21 protein-coding genes and 1 pseudogene are annotated in these 20,671 nt (G+C 59.5%); 13 read left to right on the top strand and 9 right to left on the bottom strand.

Translation table 11 applies throughout. From position 1 onward, the window contains the following. Nucleotides 1-9 precede the first annotated feature (9 nt). The 6 genes from NKH54_RS29090 to NKH54_RS29065 all read left to right on the top strand — a co-directional run bounded on the left by NKH54_RS29090 (nucleotide 10) and on the right by NKH54_RS29065 (nucleotide 4,533). Nucleotides 10-543 (top strand): peroxiredoxin, encoded by a 534-nt coding sequence (locus tag NKH54_RS29090; protein ID WP_023755847.1) that lies wholly within the window; start codon nucleotides 10-12, stop codon nucleotides 541-543. Nucleotides 544-612: 69 nt separating this feature from the next. Then, entirely contained in the window at nucleotides 613-2,049 is a 1,437-nt protein-coding gene (gene rpoN, locus NKH54_RS29085) for an RNA polymerase factor sigma-54 (protein ID WP_352854567.1), read from the top strand. A gap of 57 nt (nucleotides 2,050-2,106) precedes the next feature. Then, a complete protein-coding gene (locus NKH54_RS29080; RefSeq protein ID WP_353029475.1) occupies nucleotides 2,107-3,321 on the top strand; it encodes an MFS transporter in 1,215 nt (404 codons plus the stop codon). An 84-nt stretch (nucleotides 3,322-3,405) separates the two neighbouring features. Continuing rightward, entirely contained in the window at nucleotides 3,406-3,735 is a 330-nt protein-coding gene (locus NKH54_RS32575; protein WP_155930619.1) for a hypothetical protein, read from the top strand. 82 nt (nucleotides 3,736-3,817) lie between these two features. Continuing rightward, nucleotides 3,818-4,138: a type II toxin-antitoxin system RelE/ParE family toxin gene (locus NKH54_RS29070; protein ID WP_353029474.1), complete on the top strand. Its 321-nt coding sequence runs from the start codon at nucleotides 3,818-3,820 to the stop codon at nucleotides 4,136-4,138. After that, nucleotides 4,138-4,533 carry an XRE family transcriptional regulator gene (locus NKH54_RS29065; protein ID WP_023801991.1) on the top strand — a complete coding sequence of 132 codons (396 nt, stop codon included), beginning with the start codon at nucleotides 4,138-4,140 and terminating at the stop codon, nucleotides 4,531-4,533. Before NKH54_RS29070 ends, NKH54_RS29065 begins: the two co-directional genes overlap by 1 nt. Nucleotides 4,534-5,005: 472 nt before the next feature. Here the strand turns inward: NKH54_RS29065 and NKH54_RS29060 are convergent, their stop codons facing one another. Further along, a complete protein-coding gene (locus NKH54_RS29060; RefSeq protein ID WP_352854566.1) occupies nucleotides 5,006-5,680 on the bottom strand; it encodes a thermonuclease family protein in 675 nt (224 codons plus the stop codon). 110 nt (nucleotides 5,681-5,790) lie between these two features. Further along, a complete protein-coding gene (locus NKH54_RS29055) occupies nucleotides 5,791-6,177 on the bottom strand; it encodes a hypothetical protein (RefSeq protein ID WP_031260607.1) in 387 nt (128 codons plus the stop codon). 1,970 nt (nucleotides 6,178-8,147) lie between these two features. Here NKH54_RS29055 and NKH54_RS29050 point away from each other — a divergent pair. Continuing rightward, nucleotides 8,148-9,083: an ImmA/IrrE family metallo-endopeptidase gene (locus NKH54_RS29050; RefSeq protein ID WP_352854564.1), complete on the top strand. Its 936-nt coding sequence runs from the start codon at nucleotides 8,148-8,150 to the stop codon at nucleotides 9,081-9,083. A 309-nt stretch (nucleotides 9,084-9,392) separates the two neighbouring features. After that, nucleotides 9,393-10,589 carry an IS256 family transposase gene (locus NKH54_RS29045; protein ID WP_353029473.1) on the top strand — a complete coding sequence of 399 codons (1,197 nt, stop codon included), beginning with the start codon at nucleotides 9,393-9,395 and terminating at the stop codon, nucleotides 10,587-10,589. Nucleotides 10,590-11,019: 430 nt separating this feature from the next. Here the strand turns inward: NKH54_RS29045 and NKH54_RS29040 are convergent, their stop codons facing one another. Further along, nucleotides 11,020-11,106 carry an NUDIX domain-containing protein gene (locus NKH54_RS29040; RefSeq protein ID WP_245266724.1) on the bottom strand — a complete coding sequence of 29 codons (87 nt, stop codon included), beginning with the start codon at nucleotides 11,104-11,106 and terminating at the stop codon, nucleotides 11,020-11,022. Nucleotides 11,107-11,267: 161 nt separating this feature from the next. Between NKH54_RS29040 and NKH54_RS29035 the strand changes: the two genes are divergently transcribed. Together NKH54_RS29035 and NKH54_RS29030 are read left to right on the top strand one after the other, a co-directional pair. Continuing rightward, on the top strand, nucleotides 11,268-11,762 hold the full coding sequence (locus NKH54_RS29035; protein WP_031213832.1) for a hypothetical protein: 495 nt from the start codon (nucleotides 11,268-11,270) through the stop codon (nucleotides 11,760-11,762). Between the two features lie 726 nt (nucleotides 11,763-12,488). Next, nucleotides 12,489-12,869 (top strand): hypothetical protein, encoded by a 381-nt coding sequence (locus NKH54_RS29030; protein ID WP_023760385.1) that lies wholly within the window; start codon nucleotides 12,489-12,491, stop codon nucleotides 12,867-12,869. A 385-nt stretch (nucleotides 12,870-13,254) separates the two neighbouring features. Here the strand turns inward: NKH54_RS29030 and NKH54_RS32570 are convergent. The 4 genes and pseudogenes from NKH54_RS32570 to NKH54_RS29010 form a co-directional block, all read right to left on the bottom strand. Next, nucleotides 13,255-13,443 (bottom strand): annotated as a pseudogene (locus NKH54_RS32570) (ABC transporter permease); the annotation flags it as partial. Nucleotides 13,444-13,707: 264 nt separating this feature from the next. After that, nucleotides 13,708-14,328 (bottom strand): nitrogen fixation protein NifQ, encoded by a 621-nt coding sequence (locus NKH54_RS29020; protein WP_502902361.1) that lies wholly within the window; start codon nucleotides 14,326-14,328, stop codon nucleotides 13,708-13,710. 342 nt (nucleotides 14,329-14,670) lie between these two features. Further along, a complete protein-coding gene (locus NKH54_RS29015) occupies nucleotides 14,671-14,862 on the bottom strand; it encodes a ferredoxin (protein WP_352752785.1) in 192 nt (63 codons plus the stop codon). Between the two features lie 40 nt (nucleotides 14,863-14,902). Next, nucleotides 14,903-16,120, bottom strand: coding sequence for a cytochrome P450 (locus NKH54_RS29010; protein WP_352854606.1), 1,218 nt, complete (start codon nucleotides 16,118-16,120; stop codon nucleotides 14,903-14,905). A gap of 415 nt (nucleotides 16,121-16,535) precedes the next feature. Here NKH54_RS29010 and NKH54_RS29005 point away from each other — a divergent pair, with 415 nt between their 5' ends. Next, a complete protein-coding gene (locus NKH54_RS29005; RefSeq protein ID WP_352854605.1) occupies nucleotides 16,536-16,892 on the top strand; it encodes a hypothetical protein in 357 nt (118 codons plus the stop codon). 83 nt (nucleotides 16,893-16,975) lie between these two features. Here the strand turns inward: NKH54_RS29005 and NKH54_RS29000 are convergent, their stop codons facing one another. Together NKH54_RS29000 and hemP are read right to left on the bottom strand one after the other, a co-directional pair. Further along, the gene (locus tag NKH54_RS29000) at nucleotides 16,976-18,058 is read right to left on the bottom strand and encodes a hemin-degrading factor (protein ID WP_352854604.1); all 1,083 of its coding nucleotides are present in this window, start codon (nucleotides 18,056-18,058) and stop codon (nucleotides 16,976-16,978) included. Between the two features lie 30 nt (nucleotides 18,059-18,088). Then, entirely contained in the window at nucleotides 18,089-18,193 is a 105-nt protein-coding gene (hemP, locus tag NKH54_RS28995) for a hemin uptake protein HemP (RefSeq protein WP_352761077.1), read from the bottom strand. Nucleotides 18,194-18,740: 547 nt separating this feature from the next. On the opposite strand from hemP, the gene NKH54_RS28990 reads away from it, so the two are divergent. Then, on the top strand, nucleotides 18,741-19,061 hold the full coding sequence (locus NKH54_RS28990; RefSeq protein ID WP_352601193.1) for an iron-sulfur cluster assembly accessory protein: 321 nt from the start codon (nucleotides 18,741-18,743) through the stop codon (nucleotides 19,059-19,061). Nucleotides 19,062-19,488: 427 nt separating this feature from the next. Continuing rightward, nucleotides 19,489-20,655 carry a cysteine desulfurase NifS gene (gene nifS / locus NKH54_RS28985; protein WP_023806336.1) on the top strand — a complete coding sequence of 389 codons (1,167 nt, stop codon included), beginning with the start codon at nucleotides 19,489-19,491 and terminating at the stop codon, nucleotides 20,653-20,655. Nucleotides 20,656-20,671: the final 16 nt, after the last annotated feature.

Below are 20,671 nucleotides of genomic sequence, written 5' to 3'. Positions count from 1 at the left end.
AGCAACTTGATGACATTTCAAAAGAAAGTTCCCTTCGTCACCTTTCTCACCCGTGTTCACGATAAGTCGGTCCAGGGGCCAAATCCATATCGCTGGGAAGAAAAGACATCTGATGACTACTTTGCCGGCAAGCGGGTCATCCTGTTCTCGCTGCCTGGCGCCTTCACTCCGACCTGCTCGACCTACCAGTTGCCCAAGTTCGAAGAGCTCTATGATGAGTTTGAGAAGGAGGGAATTGACGCGATTTACTGCCTCTCAGTCAACGACGCCTTCGTCATGAATGCGTGGGGGAAGTCCTTGGGCCTGAAGCAGGTCGAGCTCATCCCCGATGGCTCAGGCGAGTTCACACGCAAGATGGGCATGCTGGTTGCCAAGGACAATCTCGGATTTGGGATGCGCTCATGGCGCTACGCCGCCCTGATCAACAATGGCGTGGTGGAGCACTGGTTCGAGGAGGAAGGTTTCTCCGACAACTGCGAGGCCGACCCGTATGGCGTCTCATCCCCGCAAAACGTTCTCGAAACGCTGAAAGCCGCCGCATGACCTAGAAAACGTCTCACTGGCGCCATTGCAGGCCCCAAGAGGCTCCTCGACAGGATTATAGCACTCACCATGCAATCTTCAGCAAGCCTGTTTCAGCGCCAGAAGCAATCAATCGTCGCATCGCCTCAACTGATTGAGTCGATTCGCTTGCTGCAACTGGCGCATACTGAACTGCATCAGTTCGTGGAGCGGGAAATCGAGAAGAACCCGCTCTTGGAATCTGCGTCAAACGATGGCGGGCCTTTTGACGATGCTTCGATTTCGGGAGCGGATCAGCCTGTCGGCCCTAGGGCAAACGCCGTTGAAGGACCGACCGGGGGAGGTTCGCCTGAACGGCTCGGGCAATGGAAATCACTTCGCAACACGACCAACAACCCGCCCGGCAATGGCCCTTCCCTCGACGAGTATGCCACCCTCGCCGAAACATTGCACGACCATGTCGCTCGTCAGATCGCCCTCACTGCGTTCACACCACAGGAGCGGCTGATCGCTGGCCAGCTTGCCGCCGATCTGGAAGACACTGGCTATCTTCGGGCAAACCTTTTGGAGCTGGCCGAGAGCCTGAATGTCCATGAGGCTGTTGTGGAACGGGTTCTCGGAACCTTGCAGCAATTTGATCCACCGGGAGTTTTTGCGCGAAGTCTCAGAGAATGCCTCGAGATTCAGTTGCGCCAGCGAAATCGGCTCGACCCGGCAATGGCAGCTTTGGTTGCCCATCTTGAAAAGCTTGCGCGACGGGATTTTGAGGCACTGAAGCAGCATTGCGGCGTCGATGAAGAAGACCTTCTCGACATGATGCATGAGATTCGGGCGCTCGATCCCAAGCCTGGGAACAGATTCGAATCCGGTGCGTCTGAATCAATCATACCCGACGTCTGGGTCACGCCCTCGCCGCAAGGCGGGTGGCAGATCGAACTTGATCCCGCCACGCTGCCAAAGCTGCTGATCAACCAAACCTATTATGCCGAAGTCACGCGTCAAACTGCCCAAAATTCGAAAGATCAAGCATTTCTCGACGAATGCTTGCAAAACGCGAACTGGCTAATCCGCAGCCTCGATCAGCGCGCCAAGACCATTGTTAAGGTTGCGGCTGAAATCGTGCGTCAGCAGGATGCCTTTTTGGAACACGGCGTCGCCCACCTGCGGCCTCTCAATCTTAGAACCGTCGCTGACGCGATCGGCGTGCACGAGTCGACGGTAAGCCGGGTGACCTCGAACAAGTACATGCTTACCCCGCGCGGAGTTTTTGAACTGAAGTATTTTTTCACCGTCGCGATCGCGTCCTGCCAAGGCGGCGATGCGCACTCCGCCGAAGCTGTCCGGCATCGGATCAAAGCGATCATTGCCGCAGAATCTCCCGGCGACGTGCTTTCCGATGAGGACATCGCTGTCCGGCTGAAGGAAACCGGCGTCGATGTTGCGCGCCGCACCGTCACAAAATATCGCGAAGCAATGAACATCCCCTCCTCCGTGCAACGCCGCCGGGAAATGCGCTTGTGTTTTTAGATTTGGGTCAAGGCAGCCAACATCACGTTGCATTGCATCAAAGTGGAGACTTCGTTCATGACCCAATCCGCAGCAGGTGTCATGGACGCTGTTCTGCACCCAGAAAAGCCCGTCCCACCGTCTGGTCCCGCATGGGGTGCGGTCATTTCGCTTTCCTTGGGCACCTTCGGGCTGGTCACGGCAGAGTTTCTGCCTGTCAGCCTGCTCACGCCCCTCGCGCATGATCTCGGTATCAGCGAGGGAGCGGCTGGACAGGCGATGACGGCGACAGCTATCGTCGGGGCGATCTCGGCGCCGACGGTGGCCATCATCACAAAGCGCCTGGACCGCAGGACCGTCATGTGGACCATGACGCTGCTGCTGATCCTGTCGGACGTTCTGGCGGCCGGCGCGTGGTCGCTGGCGGTTCTCCTGACTGCACGCGTCGTGCTCGGCATAGCGCTCGGAGGCTTCTGGTCGATGTCGGCAGCACTGGCGATGCGGCTCGTTCCAAGCCACCTCCTGCCCCGCGCCATGTCGATCATCCTCACCGGCGTTTCCGTAGCTACCGTCTGCGCAGCTCCAATCGGCGCCTATGTCGGCGATATCTGGGGATGGCGAAGCGCCTTCATGCTCGCCGCAGCCGGCGGCGCGGCTACACTGCTGGTGCAACTCATAACCATTCCGAGACTGCCTCCGATTGGAGTGGCTAGCTTCCGCAGCCTGCTGGATGTGGCTAAGATTCCGATGGTCAAGGTTGCGCTTTTGGTCGTCCTGCTGGTCGCTTCCGGCCACTTCGCCGGAATCACCTATATCCGCGCCTTCCTCGAGAAGATTCCCGCGCTGGATGCAGAAACGATCTCGCTTGTGTTGCTTGCTTTTGGCATCGGCGGATTTTTCGGCAATCTGGCCGGCGGGCTTCTGGCCGAGTACAGTCTCAAGGCAGTCGCGGCCCTTGCACCGCTGCTCATAACGATAGCCGCTGTTTCGCTGCTGACGGCGGGAGCATCGGCCTTGGCCTCGGCGATTGCTGTTGCCGCGTGGGGGTTTGCCTTCGGCGCGGTGCCAGTGGGATTGCAGACGTGGATGGTACGGAGGGCCGTTCCCGAGCAGGCCCAAAGCGCCGGTGTGCTGCTGGTCACAGTATTCCAAGTGGCAATCGCCGCCGGCGCGATTTTCGGCGGACTGTTGGTGGAGAATGCGGGGATTACCAGCGCCATTGCCTACAGTGCTGTTGCCACGTTCGTCGCTGCCCTCATAGTGTTCGTGCTCGGCCCGAAGCGCGAAACCTAGACCGCCTGACAGAAGAGGCCTCAGCAGCGCAGCGGGACGAGAGATGCGATGCACAGCGCGGCGCGGTCCTCCGCACGATTACGCATGGACCAGCGCAAGCGCCTCGCCGGCTTCACCTCCGGGCCACGCGACCTTCGCCGCCAGACACGCGAACCTCGCCGGCACCGGTTTCCATTTGGCGTCGGTGAGCGCTGCCGGCGCGATGGAACCCTTGCTGGCGGTCATATCCTTTACGACAAGCAGGCATTATGGGCAAGCGACAGCTACGCGCCGGCCATGCCCGTCAGAACGCCGGTGACGATGCCGCTCGATAGCGCAGACAGGTCGCGAATTGCCAGTCGTGTCAACGGCGGCCGGATTATCGTCGACGGCGCCTACCTTGTTTCGGCCGCAGACTATCGTTCGGCAGCTTGATGATGTTGACCACATAGCCTAGGAGCTATATATGACTTGAGAAGTCGTTTTTGGCGATGAGTTCGATGGGGAGTTCGAGGCGTTGCCCCAGACAGTCCAAGATGAGCTATTGGCCTCCGCTAAGCTGCTCGGTGTGTTTGGGCCCCAGCTGGGGCGACCGCATGCGGATACCTTGAATGACTCGTCGTTCGCGAACATGAAAGAACTTCGCTTCGATGCTGATGATGGTGTCTGGCGGGTTGCGTTCGCATTCGACCGGAAGCGGAAGGCGATCCTGCTCGTCGCCGGCGATAAGTCGGGCGTGAGTGAGAAGCGCTTCTATAAACGTCTGATCGCCAAGGCGGACAAGCGCTATCAAGGGCATCTCGACCGTTTGGCGGCGGCGAAGAAGGAGAAGAAGTGATGGGACGCAAGCTTGATGACCTAATCGCTGCGCTCCCCGAGGATCGTCGGGAGCGGGTCGACGCGCGTTTCGAAGAGTTAAGGGGAGAAGTCGAGAGTCTCGGCGATTTGCGGCGTGCCGCTGGAAAGGCCCAGGCCGAAATCGCTTCGGTCCTCAAGATCAAGCAGCCTTCGGTCTCGAAGATCGAGAAACAAGCCGACATGTACTTGTCTACTCTTAAAAGCTACGTCGAGGCGATCGGGGGGCAACTCGAACTCGTCGTTCGCCTTCCCTCGCGCGCGCCCCTCCGTATAGAGCGGCTCGGCGACGTCGTGGCTCCCAAAGCCGTCTCCGTGCGTAGCGTTAAAAGAGCGGCAGGTGGACGTAATCGCACAAAGGCCGCACGCGCCGGCTGACCTCACTCTGTTCGGCGAAAGACTACCGATGGGGGCGAGATGCTCTCGTCCATGCGAGGAGTAGGTATGAGCAAGGTCCTAGTTAAGCCAGCTCGCGGCAAGTTAACGGAGGCCGACATAGGTGTGAGCTGCGGATGCCGGCGACTTTGGCTGCCTCCTGGACTGCGCGGTGCAATTGCCTCGATGAGATCGGCGCGGTGAAGCTGCGCCCCGGGGAACAGTCAGCCATGTGCCCCTATTTCGGCAACCATCAAACTTGATCCGACGCTTAACGAAACGGGCGGGGTTTGTCCGACTTGCAGAGTATTGTCGTTAGCTCCCATCCCGCCACGGAACGTTAGCAGCATCGGAGGCAGGTGCTCAAACTTGCAGGAGACCACAGTCGGTTCTCCCGCCGCAAGCGCAACCATCTGAAAGGGCAGGCACAAAGCCACAGCCAGTCCAATTAGTCTCGCTGTCATCGTCGCCATTCCTAGCATAAGGTTTCGCACGCCTGCCCGTCGCCATCCCGGTCGAGCTTGCCGCCCCACGGACAATTACTGAGATACCATTGAGCCTCGTCGCACGAGCTGATTTGCGAGCATTTCCGCCGCGGCTGGCATGAGTAGCTTTGCGCTACCTGTTGACGGCTGATGGTGCCGAGCGGTTGGCTCACCGCCGGTTGGGCATTGTCTCCATGCCCGGCGCGCCATTCCCACGGCGCTTGGAACTTTCCGACCCACAGCCCGACCTTCGCCGCTTCCGCCTTCCCCTGCTGCGCTGCATAGGCACCATGGCTGTAGCGGGGCCAGTCGATCGCTTGGCCGTGCTCGACCATCCAAGCGCCCACGCTGGCGCCATCGGCACGCTGGCAGTCGCCGACAAAGCGGTGATAGCGATCCCAGGTCAAGAATGTGCATTGCACTGGCTTCGACGCGGCCAGGAAGGTGTCAAGCGCCTGTGCCGATCGCCGGCCGTAGGGATAGTCGCTCGCATTTTTACAAAGCTGCTGGCTCTCCGGCGCGTCGATGCCGTTGAAGCGGATGCGCTGTCCGTGGATTTCGATCGTGTCGCCGTCGATGACGGATGCCACGCCGGCAATCGTCGCCAAGCCCGCGCTGGTCCAGTTCGGCAGATGGAACTCAGGTACGCGGTCGCTGTGTTGCATGGCCGTTTGCGCAGCCAGAGCGCCAGCCGCGGCCACCGTCACCAAGATCAGGCGCCTTTGCACCACGCCAAGTGGCCTCCGGCGAGGCGATCGCATTCTACGCAGCATTGCTAGTTCGCCTCATGTCCGGTGCGGCCGCCCGGTTTCGCTTCGGCGGCACGTTCACCGCAAGCCCGGCCTAGGCTGTCAACCCCATTGCGCAGATCGCATGGATGATTGCCAGAGTCCCCGCCGCCACCTTGGCGCGCACCTTGGCCTGGCGGTGTCAGCGGGATTCCGCGAAAGGCCTGGATGACTCCAGCTGTTCGCTGGCCGTCGCCCTCGATATGCGTGTTCTGACTGTTCGGGTTGAACGGGTCGACTGTCTGGGCGAGGCTATTGGCGCGATTGGCGTCGCCGGCAGAGAGCGTCACGCTGTCGTAGTGATTGAGATAATCCGCTGCGCAGCCGCTCAATGCTAGAACGATGCCAAGGCAGATCGCCAGGTTCCACTGCATGGCCCCTAGACCGGCGCCGGGTTTATGCCGGCGGCTCTCAGTTGCGCACCAAGCTTCGCTCGAGTCCCACACGCGGCCTTGTCGCCGGCGACGCACTTGTTATTCGCGTCTGACCAGTCCAGCAGCGCCGTATTGATCCAGCTGCCAGGTGCGCGCTGGATCCCATAGGGTGTCGGTGGCGCGCCACCAGCAACGGCTGGAGCTGCCGTGGCACTCTGGCCATGCGGGGCACGCTTCCACCCGCTTAGGATGAGGCAGTTCTTCATATACTGGTCTTCGGCAGCCAAGTTGCCGAGGGCATTGCCGATTCCGGCCCCCGCAACAAAGCCCGGGGACCCGATAGCAATATAGCCTTGGTCAACCGACCCCTTGTGCATTTCGCATTGAGCGTGGGCGACGTCGAAACTAGGCCCGTAGCCTATTTGCATGTAGTCAGCTTGATTGCTTGTTTGGCAGCCGCCCAGCGCTGCCGTGGCACCAAGTGCCACAAATGCTTTTATTCTCATCCCCCAGCCCTCCCAAGGCCGAGTTAGCATCTCCTAAAGTTGAATTTGGTGCAAGAGTGATGAACAAATCTGGTAAATTCTGCCAAATTCCACCTGCTGGCAGTTCGTAGACTTCCCTATTCCGACGGATATACCCCGTTATTTTATCCATCATTCCGTAGGAATGAAGATGCGAAACAGCGAATTGGCGCAACGGCTATGCAAGGGCTGGACCCCATGGGCAAAGGGTCCAGGCGACCACGATATTGAGAAAATATGATGGGCGGCCCGCGTGCTGCATTTTCCGAAGCTGAACTTTTCGACTTGGTTCGAGGGCTCGGAAGTCGTCGGCACCTGGCATTGGGGATTCGTCAGGAGCGGCATGCTTCCCCTCTGACCCGATCGTGCATCTCTTACGGGATGTAGAGCTACGGATTCCGGCTGACGTCCGCGACATGCGCCCGCAGAGCAGAGTGAACCTCTAACATGGAAGGTGGAGGTTTTTGTCCTCCTTGGGCGATCAACGCTGGAATTTCGGCGGGGGGCGCTCGACCAAGGATGCCGAGACCGAGATTACGCCTTTTGAAGGCGTGCAGAATTGACAGAAAGGGCAGTTTCAGGTCATGCGGCCGGCAGCATTCGCCATAGCGCCGATTTGATCCGCAGCTGCAAAGCTCGGCCTCCTTAAACTGAGTTAGCCGATAATAGGGATCAGATTGGCCCAGTTCATCAGGCATCGCATACTGGCGTCCCGGCCACCGATCAAACACCACCAAATGAAGGTGACGAAGCGCCCATACGCTATAAAGGTCGAGCAACGTGCACAAATCACCACCTGGCGACCAAGCTTTGTCGAGCATGGGGTGATAAGCGCAGACCGAGCCGTCAGGGAAATTGGTATGTCGCGGGCCGATCCATTCGACCTGCCCATCTTGCTCCCAGAACGCCCATCCACGCGGCTCGACCGCTGGTGTTTCTGGTAAGGCAATAAGGAATATGGCTTCTCGCGCTAAACCATCTATGACTTGGCTGCGAGCGAGAAGCCATACTCCATGGTCATCGGGGAGGAGAGTTGCTCCGGGGTATGCCCGTTGCACATTCTCTAGCTGCCCAGCGTAGTTGCCGGCGAGGCCGACGATCCGTGATCCGGCACGGGGCGCCCGTGATCGATCGGACGACCTTTGCCGTCTGGTGGACCCTTGCCGTGATCGGGCTGCGGGTCCTCCCGCTCCTTGCTGTTGCTCATTACTTTTCTCCTGGACAGTCGGTGATGTGGGCTGTGGGCCGAGAATTACGATTCCCCGGTCCCTTACCCCCACGGGCTGGCGCGCGTCCAAACCGTCGCCAATCCGCTGCAACTCAGCCCGCGCATCGTTGGTCAACAACACTTCCATTTTGCTTGCCGATGTGCGAGTCTGTGTCACCAGCACAGGATGCATTCTGGAGCGGAGTGTGTCAAGGTGTGCTGATCGCACAATGGTGAACATGAACGAATTCGAAGAAAAGCTCGTCGGGGCGGTCCGCGAGAAGCGGGAACGCGAAGGTCTTAGTATAAGGGCATTATCGGGGATTGTGGGGATCAGCTTCTCCACGCTGGCCCGCATCGAGCGGGGCGACGGATCGCCCGACAACAATTCCAAAATTAGGCTGCTCGAGTGGCTCGGCCCTGATGCCGATGAACACGAGCTTGGCTTTGATCGGGTGGCATTCGTCCACTTCCGCGCTGGCAAAAACGCGTCCTCCGGGACTGTGCAAACCCTACTGCACGCAGCCGTGTGTCTTCGTCAGCACTACACTAAGGGTGATATATCAGAACCGAGCAGCGCGCCGATAGATGCTGAAGTTATCGCCATGTCTAAGGAGGAGCTCGAGCAGACGGCCGAAGATTTCCGAAAAGAGTTAGGGTTGAAGAAAAGCGATCCGCTGGATCCATTTTATTTGGTTGTTGATTCTGTTACGGTAGAACGATTGCGGGAATCCACCTGTATTTCCGGAAAGGCAAAAAACACGCTTGCTGGACCGTCGCGCGGCGAGTGGTCCGCGATGAGCGTTCCCTTGAATTCCGATCAGGATAGCTGGGTTGTCTTTTTAAACGACTACCATACCCTTGAGAGACAAAGAGTGACGCTACTTGAGGAGTATTGGCATATTCTTGCCGGGCACAAGCTAACCAAGATAGCTAAGATTGCTGGCTGCTTCGGTCGAACATATGATAGCGCTGAAGAGCACGACGCTTATTTCTTGGCATCGGCAACTTTGCTTCCACGAGACGCGATCAAGCGTATGGTCTCGGATGGCAAAAGTGCCCCCGAGATCGCATCCTTCTTCGGGACCTCACCGGAACTTGTTGAATATCGAATAAAGCGGCTCGGCTTATGGCGCGATCATATTGGAAAGAAAGTGAGTCTCGCCAAACCCTAACGATGCCACCCGTCGACCGCCAGCGGCGCGTGGTTCAACAAGGTTCCGATTCGCAGTTACGCTTAGGCAGTGCAAAGCCGGTCGGGAAATGTCGACCCTACTACAAACTTCAAAATAGCGCCTTCTAGCTCCCCTGACCTTTCGATGCCGTCAAAGAAGGAGACCGGCGAGCGCGTCATCCCCCTCGGCAACGAGCCATTTCTGCCGGAATGGGTAGTGTGCTGAGAGTTCTGCAAATTCGCTGAGAGAGGGCGGTCATGGCAGGCTGGTGATGTTCAACGTCACCGATTCCCGCGAAGGAACGCCACCATGACCAAGACAGAAGGTAAATCGACCAGCGCTGCCGTCAAAGACATTCTGCTTTCGAACCCGGAGGGGCTGCACGAAGTGATCCGTGCAGTAATGCAGGAGGTTCTCGAGGCCGAGATGGAGGAGGCGCTGGGTGCTTCGAAGGGCGAACGGACGCCCGAGCGCCTTGGGTATCGCTCGGGTTACTACGGCCGCACCCTGGTCACCCGGGTCGGCAAGCTTGAGCTGCGGGTTCCGCAGGACCGGGCCGGTCGTTTCTCCACCGAGCTGTTCGAGCGCTACCAGCGTTCCGAGCGGGCCTTGGTGGCCACGCTTGCGGAGATGTATGTGCAGGGCGTGTCGACCCGGAAGGTCAAGGCGATCACGGAAGAGCTGTGCGGTCATGCCTTCTCGGCTTCGTCGATCTCGGCCATCAACAAGCGCTTGGACGAGAGCCTGAAGGCGTTTGCCGAACGACCGCTTCAGGAGCCATTCCCCTACCTCATTCTCGATGCCCGCTACGAGAAAGTGCGCGAAGCCGGCATCGTGATGAGCCAGGCGGTGCTGATCGCGGTCGGCATCGACTGGGACGGGCGCCGGCAGATCCTGGCCGTGGAGATGGCCAATCGCGAGAGCCGCTCGGCCTGGAAGGACTTCCTCGTCGGCTTGAAACGACGCGGTCTCAAGGGCGTCGAACTGGCCGTGTCCGACGACCATGCCGGCCTGGTCGCGGCGATCGGCGAGGTGATCTCGGAAGCAGCATGGCAGCGCTGCTACGTTCACTTCCTCAGGAACGCGCTCGATCACCTGCCCAGGAAGCACGGCGACGATTGTCTGCAGGAATTGCGCTGGCTCTACGACCGGCGCGATCTCGCCGAGGCCAAGGCCGATCTCGCCGCGTGGCTGTCCAAATGGTCCGCCCGCTACCCGCGACTGGCCACCTGGGCGGAAGAAGCCATAGAACAGACGCTGACTTTCTTCCGGCTGCCGCGTCAGCATCACAAGCACCTCAAGTCCACCAACATGCTTGAACGGCTCAACGAGGAAATCCGCCGGCGCACCTATGTCGTGCGCATCTTCCCGAACGCCGAAAGCTGCCTGCGCCTGGTCAGGGCGCTGGCCGTCGAAACCAACGAAAACTGGATGGAGGCCAACCGCTATATCAACATGGATGATCTGCGCGAGCACAAGAAGCTCGCTCTACGCCAAGCCGCATGACCAGTTTCATGATCGCCCATTTTGCAGAACTTGACGCACACAACCCCGGAATGGCTGCTTGTCCGCCTCCAAAGCGAATCTCACCGCCTCCTCCACCCTCTCATGTGCATCATCTGCAATCGCCCAGAGTGTCGGGTTGAGAGCGTGTCTTTGCCTAGCATCCTCCAACAAGAGATCGACCATGCGCGGCAAGTCGGCAATAGTGGCGGCTCTGATAATAGCAGGCATATCGTTCCCACGTCGCAATGCGGATTACGCCAATCCTGTTGGCGGCGCCACGGCACCGAGCACCAAGAGACTCAAAGCTGCCTTAGCTGCTCTCGCAAATGAACTCCCGCTCGGCTGTGGAACTATCGGCCCGTATCAGGAAGAATCGCTCCTCGGCGATGACATGTTCGCCGTCGGGCAAATGAAGCACAAATTCTCGCTCTCACACCTGGGGCGCGACGCGATCCACAAGGATTCCGGTTTCCTCGCGCAGTTCGCGGATTGCGGCCTGTTCGAACGTCTCCCCCATGCTGCAAGCCTCCACCGGGCGTCGCCCAGTAGCTCTGCCCCGCGAGCGCGCCTTTAGATTGTGCTTACTCGAGAGAGACTTGCCCTCCGCGACCGAAGGCGGCATCTTCGCTGACCATGGGAGACGGTGCAGCCAAAAAGCCGAAGGTATATGGATCGGGAATGACGCCGTTCGGCGTCTTTCTTTTCGCCCAAACGTATCGGGCGAACGCTGATGCTCTTGCCTTGGTCTCCCCCCAAATTCGGCCGAGCATTTCCGATCATCCTCGCAGATTCCTCTACTTTCAAGCGTTAGAGCACTACCTGCGAAGCTTCCTCCTTCTCCAAGGAAAAACACCGGCTGACATCCGGGGCTATCAGCATCATTTCTTGGACATGCTGGACGAAGGAAGACACCTCGGGTTGGAGATGCCGAGCGAGGTAGAAGACTTCATCCGCTCGCGCACGGTCGCGAACGAATACACGCAGATCCGATACGACTACAAGCTTGACAAGGACGGGCCGCGTAGGACTGCGCGAACCATGGAGCGATTGCGGCTGGTGGTTTGGGAGATAGAGAAAGCCGTCGGTCTGGCTATCCGGAAGACGGGCATCGAGGCTGTGTATGGTGAACGACCATCGGCAAGTCCACTAAACGGATCGTTTGCCAAAGCATGAGGAGACCATTTCGGCTTCGGCACTGGCAACTCCCGCAGACCCACGGCGGCGCCAGGTTTTGTACGGCTGCCCGACCAGGTCGAACAGGGAACGAGGCGTCGGCCTCGGCAAAAGTGTCCGATCAGCAGATTATCGATTGGCTTCACGGCTTGCCTCTAGCATGCCGGGTCATTATTTCGGTGCTTGGCACAAAGCCCAAAGGTCATATGAGTGAATGGTCGTTCTACTCGTTCGACAAAAAGGGCTTCAGCTTCCAAAACTGGTTAGATGAGAATGCACCTGGGTACATCGTCTTAGAGCGACCAACATTCGATTTTACCCCGTACCGGTCGAGATCTGCCAACAGATATTGAGCGACGTCCAGAAGTACGAGTCTAACTTTGGCTACATTCCAGTGATCATGGATTCGGGTGGGGTGGGCAGGACTGGTCAGGTGTGCCGGTGGATGAAAGCTGTGGAACGAAGCGACAGCTAACCCTGGCTTCATAGCCTAGGTTTGTAGCGCTCTTGACTGCCTGATCGCGCCGGATAAATTCCATGCCGTGCCTTGAGAGAAGCGGCCCTGGGCATCTTGGCTAAGCCGCGTGATAACCGACGATGGGGGAGCCCTTACGTCGTAGACAACGAGCAGCACGGCTGCCCAACAAAACTCCTTGAACACATCAACTGGCCCGCTGACCTGCTCACGCAGTCGGCGGCCGAACGAACACGTTTGGAGATGGAGTCATGCGGATACAGAGTGGCTATTGGTGGGCGATTAGCATTCGGCAGGAGGATGATCGGCCCGAGATCATCGACGTAGGTTCTTATTCCTTTGGCCAAATGGCCAATCGTGTTGGGGATGCCGATCCATTCGACTTGATAGAATTCGAGCTACTGCAATGGCTTGATGCCAGCCTCTGGCCAACGGAGGGCGCCGTCGATCCATCGACAGTTCGCGAGGGCTATTGGTGGGCGCTTGACCCGGCAGAGAACGCATATCAGATCGTCTTGGTGGGCAAAGATAGAGCAGTTCGAACCTTCAATGGCGATTTCGATAGCTGTCTGGACGAGTTCGAATTTCTGATGCCTCTGGATCTCATCCCCACGGCTCGCTCCGATCACTAGGGCCTGTCGCCGCCACGTTGGCTGCTTGCGCGTCACCCCGAACCTTGGTCATGTCGCCTCCTGATCCGTTACGCGATAGGCTCCATGGCCAACCTTGATGAGTAGGCGCTCGTTACACATCCGAATGAAATAGCAACGAGCTGAACGGTGCGCGGACAGAGGCAATTCTGCCGATGCGGCTATCTGAACCCCTTGATATCAGCGCATCAACTCGGTTGAAGCAAAACGAGATCTAATCGCATTAACTCACCGCGAATGGTCCGTTAGCAGACTATTTCAACAACAGCGCTGTATTGGCGGTAGCCCTCTCCCGACTCGAACCCCCGAATAAGCGGTTCGATCGTGCTTGCATCACTGTATGTCCAGGGCCGTCAACTTCCTTCATGAGCGCGCGAAATTCAGCTGGAGGCGCAAGGCAGAAAGTGCGAAAAGCTTCCAGGAACCCCAGCGCGCGCGCCGCCGGAACCTGGCCGAGAATGATGGCGGAGCCGGCAGCAACGAAATTGATGGCGACGCCGGAGACAATCTGGCCGCCCCAATGGGTGATCGAGGCGAAACTGTGCACCAGCGCGAACAATGACGGCGGTGAACCGCGGCCGCCGAGGCGCCGCAACCGCCAGGCAGGCGAGCAGCAACGGCCCGGAGAACACCAGTTGCTCGGCGGCGATGGTGCGGGTCGCATCCCGCACCGCCATCATGACGGCGCCCGCCGAAGTGAGCATGGCGACTAATCGGACAGCAGGCACAGCATTCAATCCCCGAAGGCGTCAGTCTACGTTCGTAAGAGACATATGGCGCGGCGCGAGCGCTGCGGCTGTACGACAGACGAAAGCGGTTCTCAATCCGAGGCGATGCCGTTCTTGATCCGTGTGAGGCGGCTTTCGCCTTCCTCCGGGCCGAAGCAGCTTTTGACATCATTGCATTCCCGGCAACTGGGCGCGCTGCACAGCGAAAAACCTTCGGCCTCGCAGAGCTTGCGGTAGAAGTATTTCTTCCATTTCATGTTTTGGGTGTTGCCGGCCGCCAGCGTCGGAAAATGCGAGGCGAGCAGGCGGCCGAGCTCGGTCCGATTAAAAAGGCCAAGCTCCTGCCAGAGGTGGTCATTGCGCATGGCACGCCGGGCGATGACCCTGGCGAAGCGGGCGCTCGCCTTGTCGCCCGGCCGGGCATGCGCCAGCAGCAGTCCGTGCAGAAGTTCTTCCTCCAGATCCGGCTCGGGCTCGCTCACCTCTTTCAAGGCAAACGCGTTGATAGGAATAGCAGGGAAACAGCGGGCCAGGACATCGCGCAGCTCGGCGCGCGAGAGTCCGGTTGCCTCCGTCGCAGTCGCCTCGCCGGCCTCGATCTCCTCGAGCGCCCGTGAGAGCACACAGGCAAGTACATGCTGGTCGAACCTCCTCTCCAGCTCGATCTGCGGCCATTGGCCGGTGCTGAGCCGGGCATAATATTGGGCAAATATGGTGCGTTCTCCTGCTTTCGTCCTATCAAATCATGCAGAGATCCGGCCTGCCGCAACATGGGTCGGGCAGTTCTTCGGGTATACGCAGTCGCGGATCGCCTCGCGGTCGAGTAGTTCGGCAATTTTCGTCTGGTCCACTCGGCTCTGTCGCAAATTCTGTGATTGGAAGGAGGCGTTTCGCGAACCCCGGGCCCTGCCGTTTGCGCCTCACGGGGAACACAGGCGCCGGAAATGCCCCCGCGGGGTGGGACGTGAACCGTGCGGGACAGAGGTCGCGTGCTGAGTGCGGCCACATGGTTCAAGCCGCCAGACTCACGGTTGAATGACGTCTGATTCAGAGCGTCAGCGAGTGAGTTCCAGCGCACGTTCAGGACAGGATCGCGCGCCTCGCGATGCAGGCAGTTCCTCCCCTTCCGCAACTTCAATGTCACCAGGCAGGACATAGCCCTCGTCATCAAGCTTGAAGATGTCCGGCGCTTGCGCCGCGCATCGCGCGTGACCCTGGCATTTGGCCTTTTGGACGATGATGCGCATGGCGCTGCCTCCATTGTCTGTGCCCCGGCTCGGGGCGGGCCTAAGACCAGTCCAGAATCAAATTTTCGATCCCGAACACATGGCCGCCAGAAGTTATCGGCGCCGTACCCTGCTTGATCCTGAAAGCCGGGACGCGCGCCAGCCACTCCTCCAGGCCAATGACAATCTCCCGCCGGGCAAGGTGTGAGCCAAGGCAACGGTGGGGACCATAACCAAAGGCGGCGTGGCGGTTGTCCTCCCGCTCTAAATCAATCGTGTTGGGGCATTCGAATTCCGCCGGGTCACGATTGGCAATCATCGTGGCGCAGGAAACATAGTCCCCCTTCCGGATCGGCGCGCCTTCGAAGTCGATATCTTTCGTGGCCACGCGGATCAACTGAATGGGCGGATAGGCCCGCAGTAATTCTTCGGTTGCGAGCGGGATGCGGTCCGGTTCGCTCCGCAGCAATTGCTGATCTTTGAGGTTGCGTGCGAGGTACGCCAAGTCAAAGCCTATAGCTGCTGCGACCGTGTCGAGCCCAGCGACGAAGACAAGCACGCCGATGCCGCGGACTTGGGTGTCCGTCAGCCGGCGGCCCTCGACCTGTGCCTGCACGATAAAGGTCATGAAATCGTCAACCGCCTCGTCGCGGCGCATCGCTGCAAGTTCGTCGATGAATGCCACGATCGTCCGGGCAGCCACAGGTCGTTCCTTATCGTCGCCGTGGAGCAGATCTTTCCCCCAGCCGACGAATGTATCGAGTCGGTCATCAGGCAACCCCAGAAAGCGAAGAAAGGTGCTCACCGCGAAAGGAAAGGCAAAATCCTTCATCACGTCGCAGCTTGTGCCCGACGCGGCGATCCTTTCGATCAGCTCGACCGCCCGTTCGCGGACAGCCGGTTCCAAAGCCAACACCCGCTTTGGCGAAAGCAGCGGATTGAGCAGTGAGCGAAAGACGCCATGGGCCGGTGGATCGAGCTCAAGCGGGATCGTCGGCCAGTTTTCACCCAGTATGGAGGAGAAGATGCTGCGATGGCTGGAAAAAGTCTCTGCGTCCTGCAGCACCCTACGCTGGTCCGCGGCACGGGTGATGACCCAGGTACCCCGGCCATCTTGAGTGTTGTAGCGGGAGTAAAAGATCGGAGGCCCGTCATGTACGCAAGCGACAGCTGCGTGTGGATCCCCGTCGGGTGTTGGTGGCATCCCTGGCGATGTAAACAGGCTGAAGTCCCTCACCATTTCGGGCGGGACATGATCTGGAACGGGGTTGGTCGCCATCTTGCTTTCTCTACATTGGCGTTCATGGCTCGATTGAGATTGCACCGCTGTTGATAAAATCGGTTTCCAGCATGAGCACGTCTCTTGTCGGGCGCGTTCGAGATCTGTCGCCCGATCAGCCCACTGCCAGCGCGATGAGATCGGTTGCGAAGTCAATCCGAAGGGCATCTCCGCCGCGCTGCGGTCAGAAGCAAAGCCGCCGCTTATCCCGTTATGGTTGAGAGGCGATCAATCACCGCTGAGCTCCGTGACGCACTGCTGACACCCCGCTGGCCAAATTGTCAAAGCAAGTCGCGTGCCGGATAGGCGTACCCCTGGCCTGCACCAAGCGACGCCAGCCTGAACTGGGCCGCCGCCGCTAAGTTGATGATCACCTGTCCATCATTCTTAGGACAACGTCCGACAACCGACATCCGTGGTCGGTTTTGTCGAGTCCGCGACATCGGGCTGTTCGGCTTGGCTGCTGCTGCACAGCCTTCCGGTCGACGAACGTGGAGATCGCCTCGCACGGCCCGGATTGAGCAACGATGCGATCCAGCGCAAGGATCGGGTGCGATCCGACAAGACCCGACGGCGTTTGATCGGAAATATCAACAAGGTCGAGCCGCGCTTCGGTTCGGCGCTGATGGCGTATTTTATCGCTCGCAGGCGCTGCAACGATTTTCGGTCAGACGGCGATGCACTCGTGCGCAGCAGTCCGGCCCGCGACGAGCTTGACTGTATCGATGCGGTCAATTTCCGGCGTGCACACCCAACCGTCCGTATGCGCTGATGAAGGCAAGCCTTTCCGCACATGGACCTAAATTCCTCGCGAGCCGCTGTCGGAACGTGCTGCCGAGTCCTATGGCGGCCGGTTCAATCCGAGGGCCTGTCGGCACTCTCCACATCCGGACCGGGAACACATGGCAGACTCTCGGCCAGAAACCGCCAGTCGCTGCCCTCGCGTTCGCCTTCCTTGCGCCTGCCGAAGAACTGGATGATCATCTCGCCGTCCGCGCCATACGCTTCAATGGACGTCACGTGACCGTCCCTCGTCGGCTTGCGCACGGCCCAGACCTCGCGGATGCGATGGGTCCTAAGATGCAGATGGAAGGTCTCGTCGAGCACATTGATCCGCGGCCCGATCTGCTTGACCGACTTGATCGGGCCGGAATGGATCTGGATGCAACCACGATTGCCGACAAAGCACATGATCGGCATCTCGTCTTCGGCCGCCTGTTGGAACAGGGCGCCAACGGCATCATTGTCGAGCAGCCAGGCGTTATCCTCGTCGGCCGTACGCATAGCCTGGCAGCGGCTGAGCTTCAGTGTCTTCAACATATGGTAGAACTGATGCACGTCGCTTAGCCGGCCCCAGTGCTCGCGTAGGTCGTCGACCGTGGCGGCGTGGTCTGGACTCACTGCGTTATCGCGCGCCCCGCTCGCCTCGAGCGATATGATCGGCTCCTGATCGGAGGATACAAGCTCTGCCGTCAGATCCTGATAGGCCTGCAGGTTCGAGGCGGGCCTGAGATGAGCTTTGTGCATCGCCTCGCCGGTGGCATCAAAGAATTGCAGGCTGCGGCGGATCTCGGCTCCCTCGCGCTTCTCGACGGCGAAGCCATACGCCCACGCTTTCGGGAAGATGCGCAGGTCGATCCCGTCGCCGAGCAATATGGCATGCTGGTTGCCGGTGACCACTTTGCCGTACACGCCGATCTTTTGGTGCACGGCACTTTCGTTGCTGGTGACCGCCATCACCTCGCCGACCGCTTCGAGGCCGGTCAGCAGATCATCGACGCGCGGCTCGATGCGCACCGCGCCATGACCACAATGCGCCGCGACCAACTCGACTTCCGAAATGCCCAATCGAGCGGCGAGATCATGCTCCCGGATTTTCGGATTGTCTTTGCACGCCCGCCGGATTTCGTCGGGCGACGGTTTCTCGCGTTGGTCCATGCTTACCCCTGTTTCTACGACGTGTGAGGATCATCTGCCCTGCCCGGGTATCTTCAGCCGATAAGGCGCGCCGAAATGGTCGATCCTGATCTGCTGCTGGCCCATGAACAAGGTGTCGCTGGACAGCGTGCGCACGGCGTCGCACCCGCGCGAAAACCGGCGAGCAGGCACATGCCAATGGCATCCCATCGAGCCGGTCGGCCGCTACTGGGCGGTGGGTGAGCGAGTGTGGGTGTTGTCGCAATCGGCCAAGCGGGCATTCGGATGCCACGGGCGGCGCGGCTTTGCCAAACAACGCGTGTCTGACCCGGTCCTGACATGTTGCTCCCCTGCTTCGCCCCATCCATCGCGCGGGCACCCACGGCATGGTTGTGGATCGGCATGCTCTTGCCGTCTCGCCAAACGGAGCTTCAAAAACCGTGCCAATTGCGCCGAAGCAAGCTCAGAAGAAGTTCTGTACTTGGTGATGTGAGTTCAACCGGGAACTCAGGCCCAACATCCCTGGTGGCGGGACCGGACAAACCGACAGTACGTGTCGGTTTGCCGACGCCTTCGCTGCAATGCACTCACAAGAAGCACGGCAGTGTCAGAGATGCCGCGCTGTGTTGAAACGTTTTTTCGCTTTGGCACGGTGCATGCGGCGTGATGCGCAAGCCGGTCCTGGACTGAGGAGAATGGAGCCATGATTACGCTCACCGACAACGCCGTTGCCGCCTTCAAGACTGCTCTTTCCCGCGCCAGCGAGCCGGCGGAAGGCTTTCGCATCATGGTCGAGGCCGGCGGCTGCGCCGGCTTCAAATACTTAATGGGCCTGGAGAGCGTGTCGCGCGAGGGCGACGCGATCACTGACACCGATGGGATCAAGCTGTTCGTGGACACGGGCTCCCAACCCCATGTAGCCGGCATGACCGTCGACTTCCTCACCGGGCTCGAATCTTCCGGTTTTGTCTTCGATAACCCCAATGCGCGCGAAAAGTGCGGCTGCGGCAAGTCCTTCAGTTAAACGCCCGAAGCGCCTGTACGGCCGACAGACTGATTTTGCGCAGAGGAGACTTATATGGCCGGCACAACAGATGTCCCCGTCCTAAAAAACAAGACAAGGTCAAAGCCGATCTCGGGACCGCCATTCGCTCCCAGTAGGATTCAAAGAACGTCGCCTCCCGAAGCAGCTCGGTTCCTGGTGGCACCCGAGCTGCTTGCGGACAAATCGCGCCGCTGCCAAATTCGGCTCATCGGTAGCGTTATCGCGTTCGCGCGTCCTGGCCTGCGGCCACTGCGAACATGTCCATATCGACGGAGATCCGGTTTACGTCAAACACTCCGGGCGCCTGCGCGCGCTGCCAGTTCAAATGATCATCAACGGCATGCGCCAGAGGCTCAACGAGTCGGTCTAGCGCTCGCGTCATTCTGTTTAACTGAGGATCGCACCTATGAAGCCTGTCTACCTCGACAACAACGCAACCACACGGGTCGATCCTGAGGTCGTGCAAGCGATGTTGCCGTTCTTTAGGGATCAATTCGGCAACCCTTCGTCGGCACACGCTCTTGGCGCCTCAGTCAGTGCGGCGGTGAGAAAGGCGCGGAGGCAGTTGCAAGCGCTGATCGGCGCGGAGTTCGAGGATGAGATCACTTTCACCTCGGGTGGGACAGAAAGCGACAATGCAGCGCTTCTTTCAGCGCTCGAGGCGGCGCCCAACCGAACCGAGATTGTCACGTCCGCGGTCGAGCATCCCGCCGTGCTGACGCTCTGCGCGCATCTTGAGAAGACCCGCCGCCTCAAGGTGCACAGGATCCCGGTGGATTGCCGTGGTCGGCTCGATCTCGACGCCTATATGGCCGCCCTCACCCCACAGGTTGCAATCGTATCAATAATGTGGGCGAACAACGAGACTGGTGTGATCTTCCCCGTGGCAAGGCTTTCCGAGTTGGCCAAGGAAGTGGGCGCCCTATTCCATACCGATGCTGTGCAGGCGGTCGGCAAGCTTCCGATGGACCTGAAGTCGACCGCAATCGACATGCTGTCGCTCTCCGGCCACAAGCTGCACGGGCCGAAAGGGATCGGTGCGCTTTTCGTAAAACGTGGCGTCGATTTCCATTCGCTGATCAAGGGGGGTCACCAAGAACACAACCGGCGTGCTGGCACCGAGAATACGCCCGGCATAGCCGGGCTCGGCACGGCGGCCGAACTCGCCTTGAAATTCATGGACGACGAGACCACACGGGTAAAGTCGCTCCGCGATCGCCTGGAGGGCGGGATCCTCCAGCGCATCCCAAGCACCTGTGTCACTGGTGATCCCTTGCAACGATTGCCCAACACCGCAAACATCTCCTTCGAACATGTCGAAAGTGATGGAATTCCACTTCTCCTCAGCCGCATTGGCATCGCGTGTTCCTCTGGCTCGGCCTGCACCTCCGGCTCTCTGGAACCAAGCCATGTCCTAAGCGCGATGAAAACGCCACACGCGGCAGTCCGCTTCTCCTTGGCGCGGGACAACAGCGAAGAGGACATCGACCGGGTGCTCGAGGTCATGCCGGGAATCGTGGGGAAGCTGCGCAGCTTTTCCGGTTCTGGGCCGGGTAATCCGGTCTATGCGTGAGCCGCAGAAGAACAGG

The organism is Mesorhizobium sp. M1004, from assembly GCF_040318795.1.
In the GTDB taxonomy this organism is placed as follows: Bacteria; Pseudomonadota; Alphaproteobacteria; order Rhizobiales; family Rhizobiaceae; genus Mesorhizobium.
This window is presented reverse-complemented; position numbering and strand designations above follow the sequence as displayed.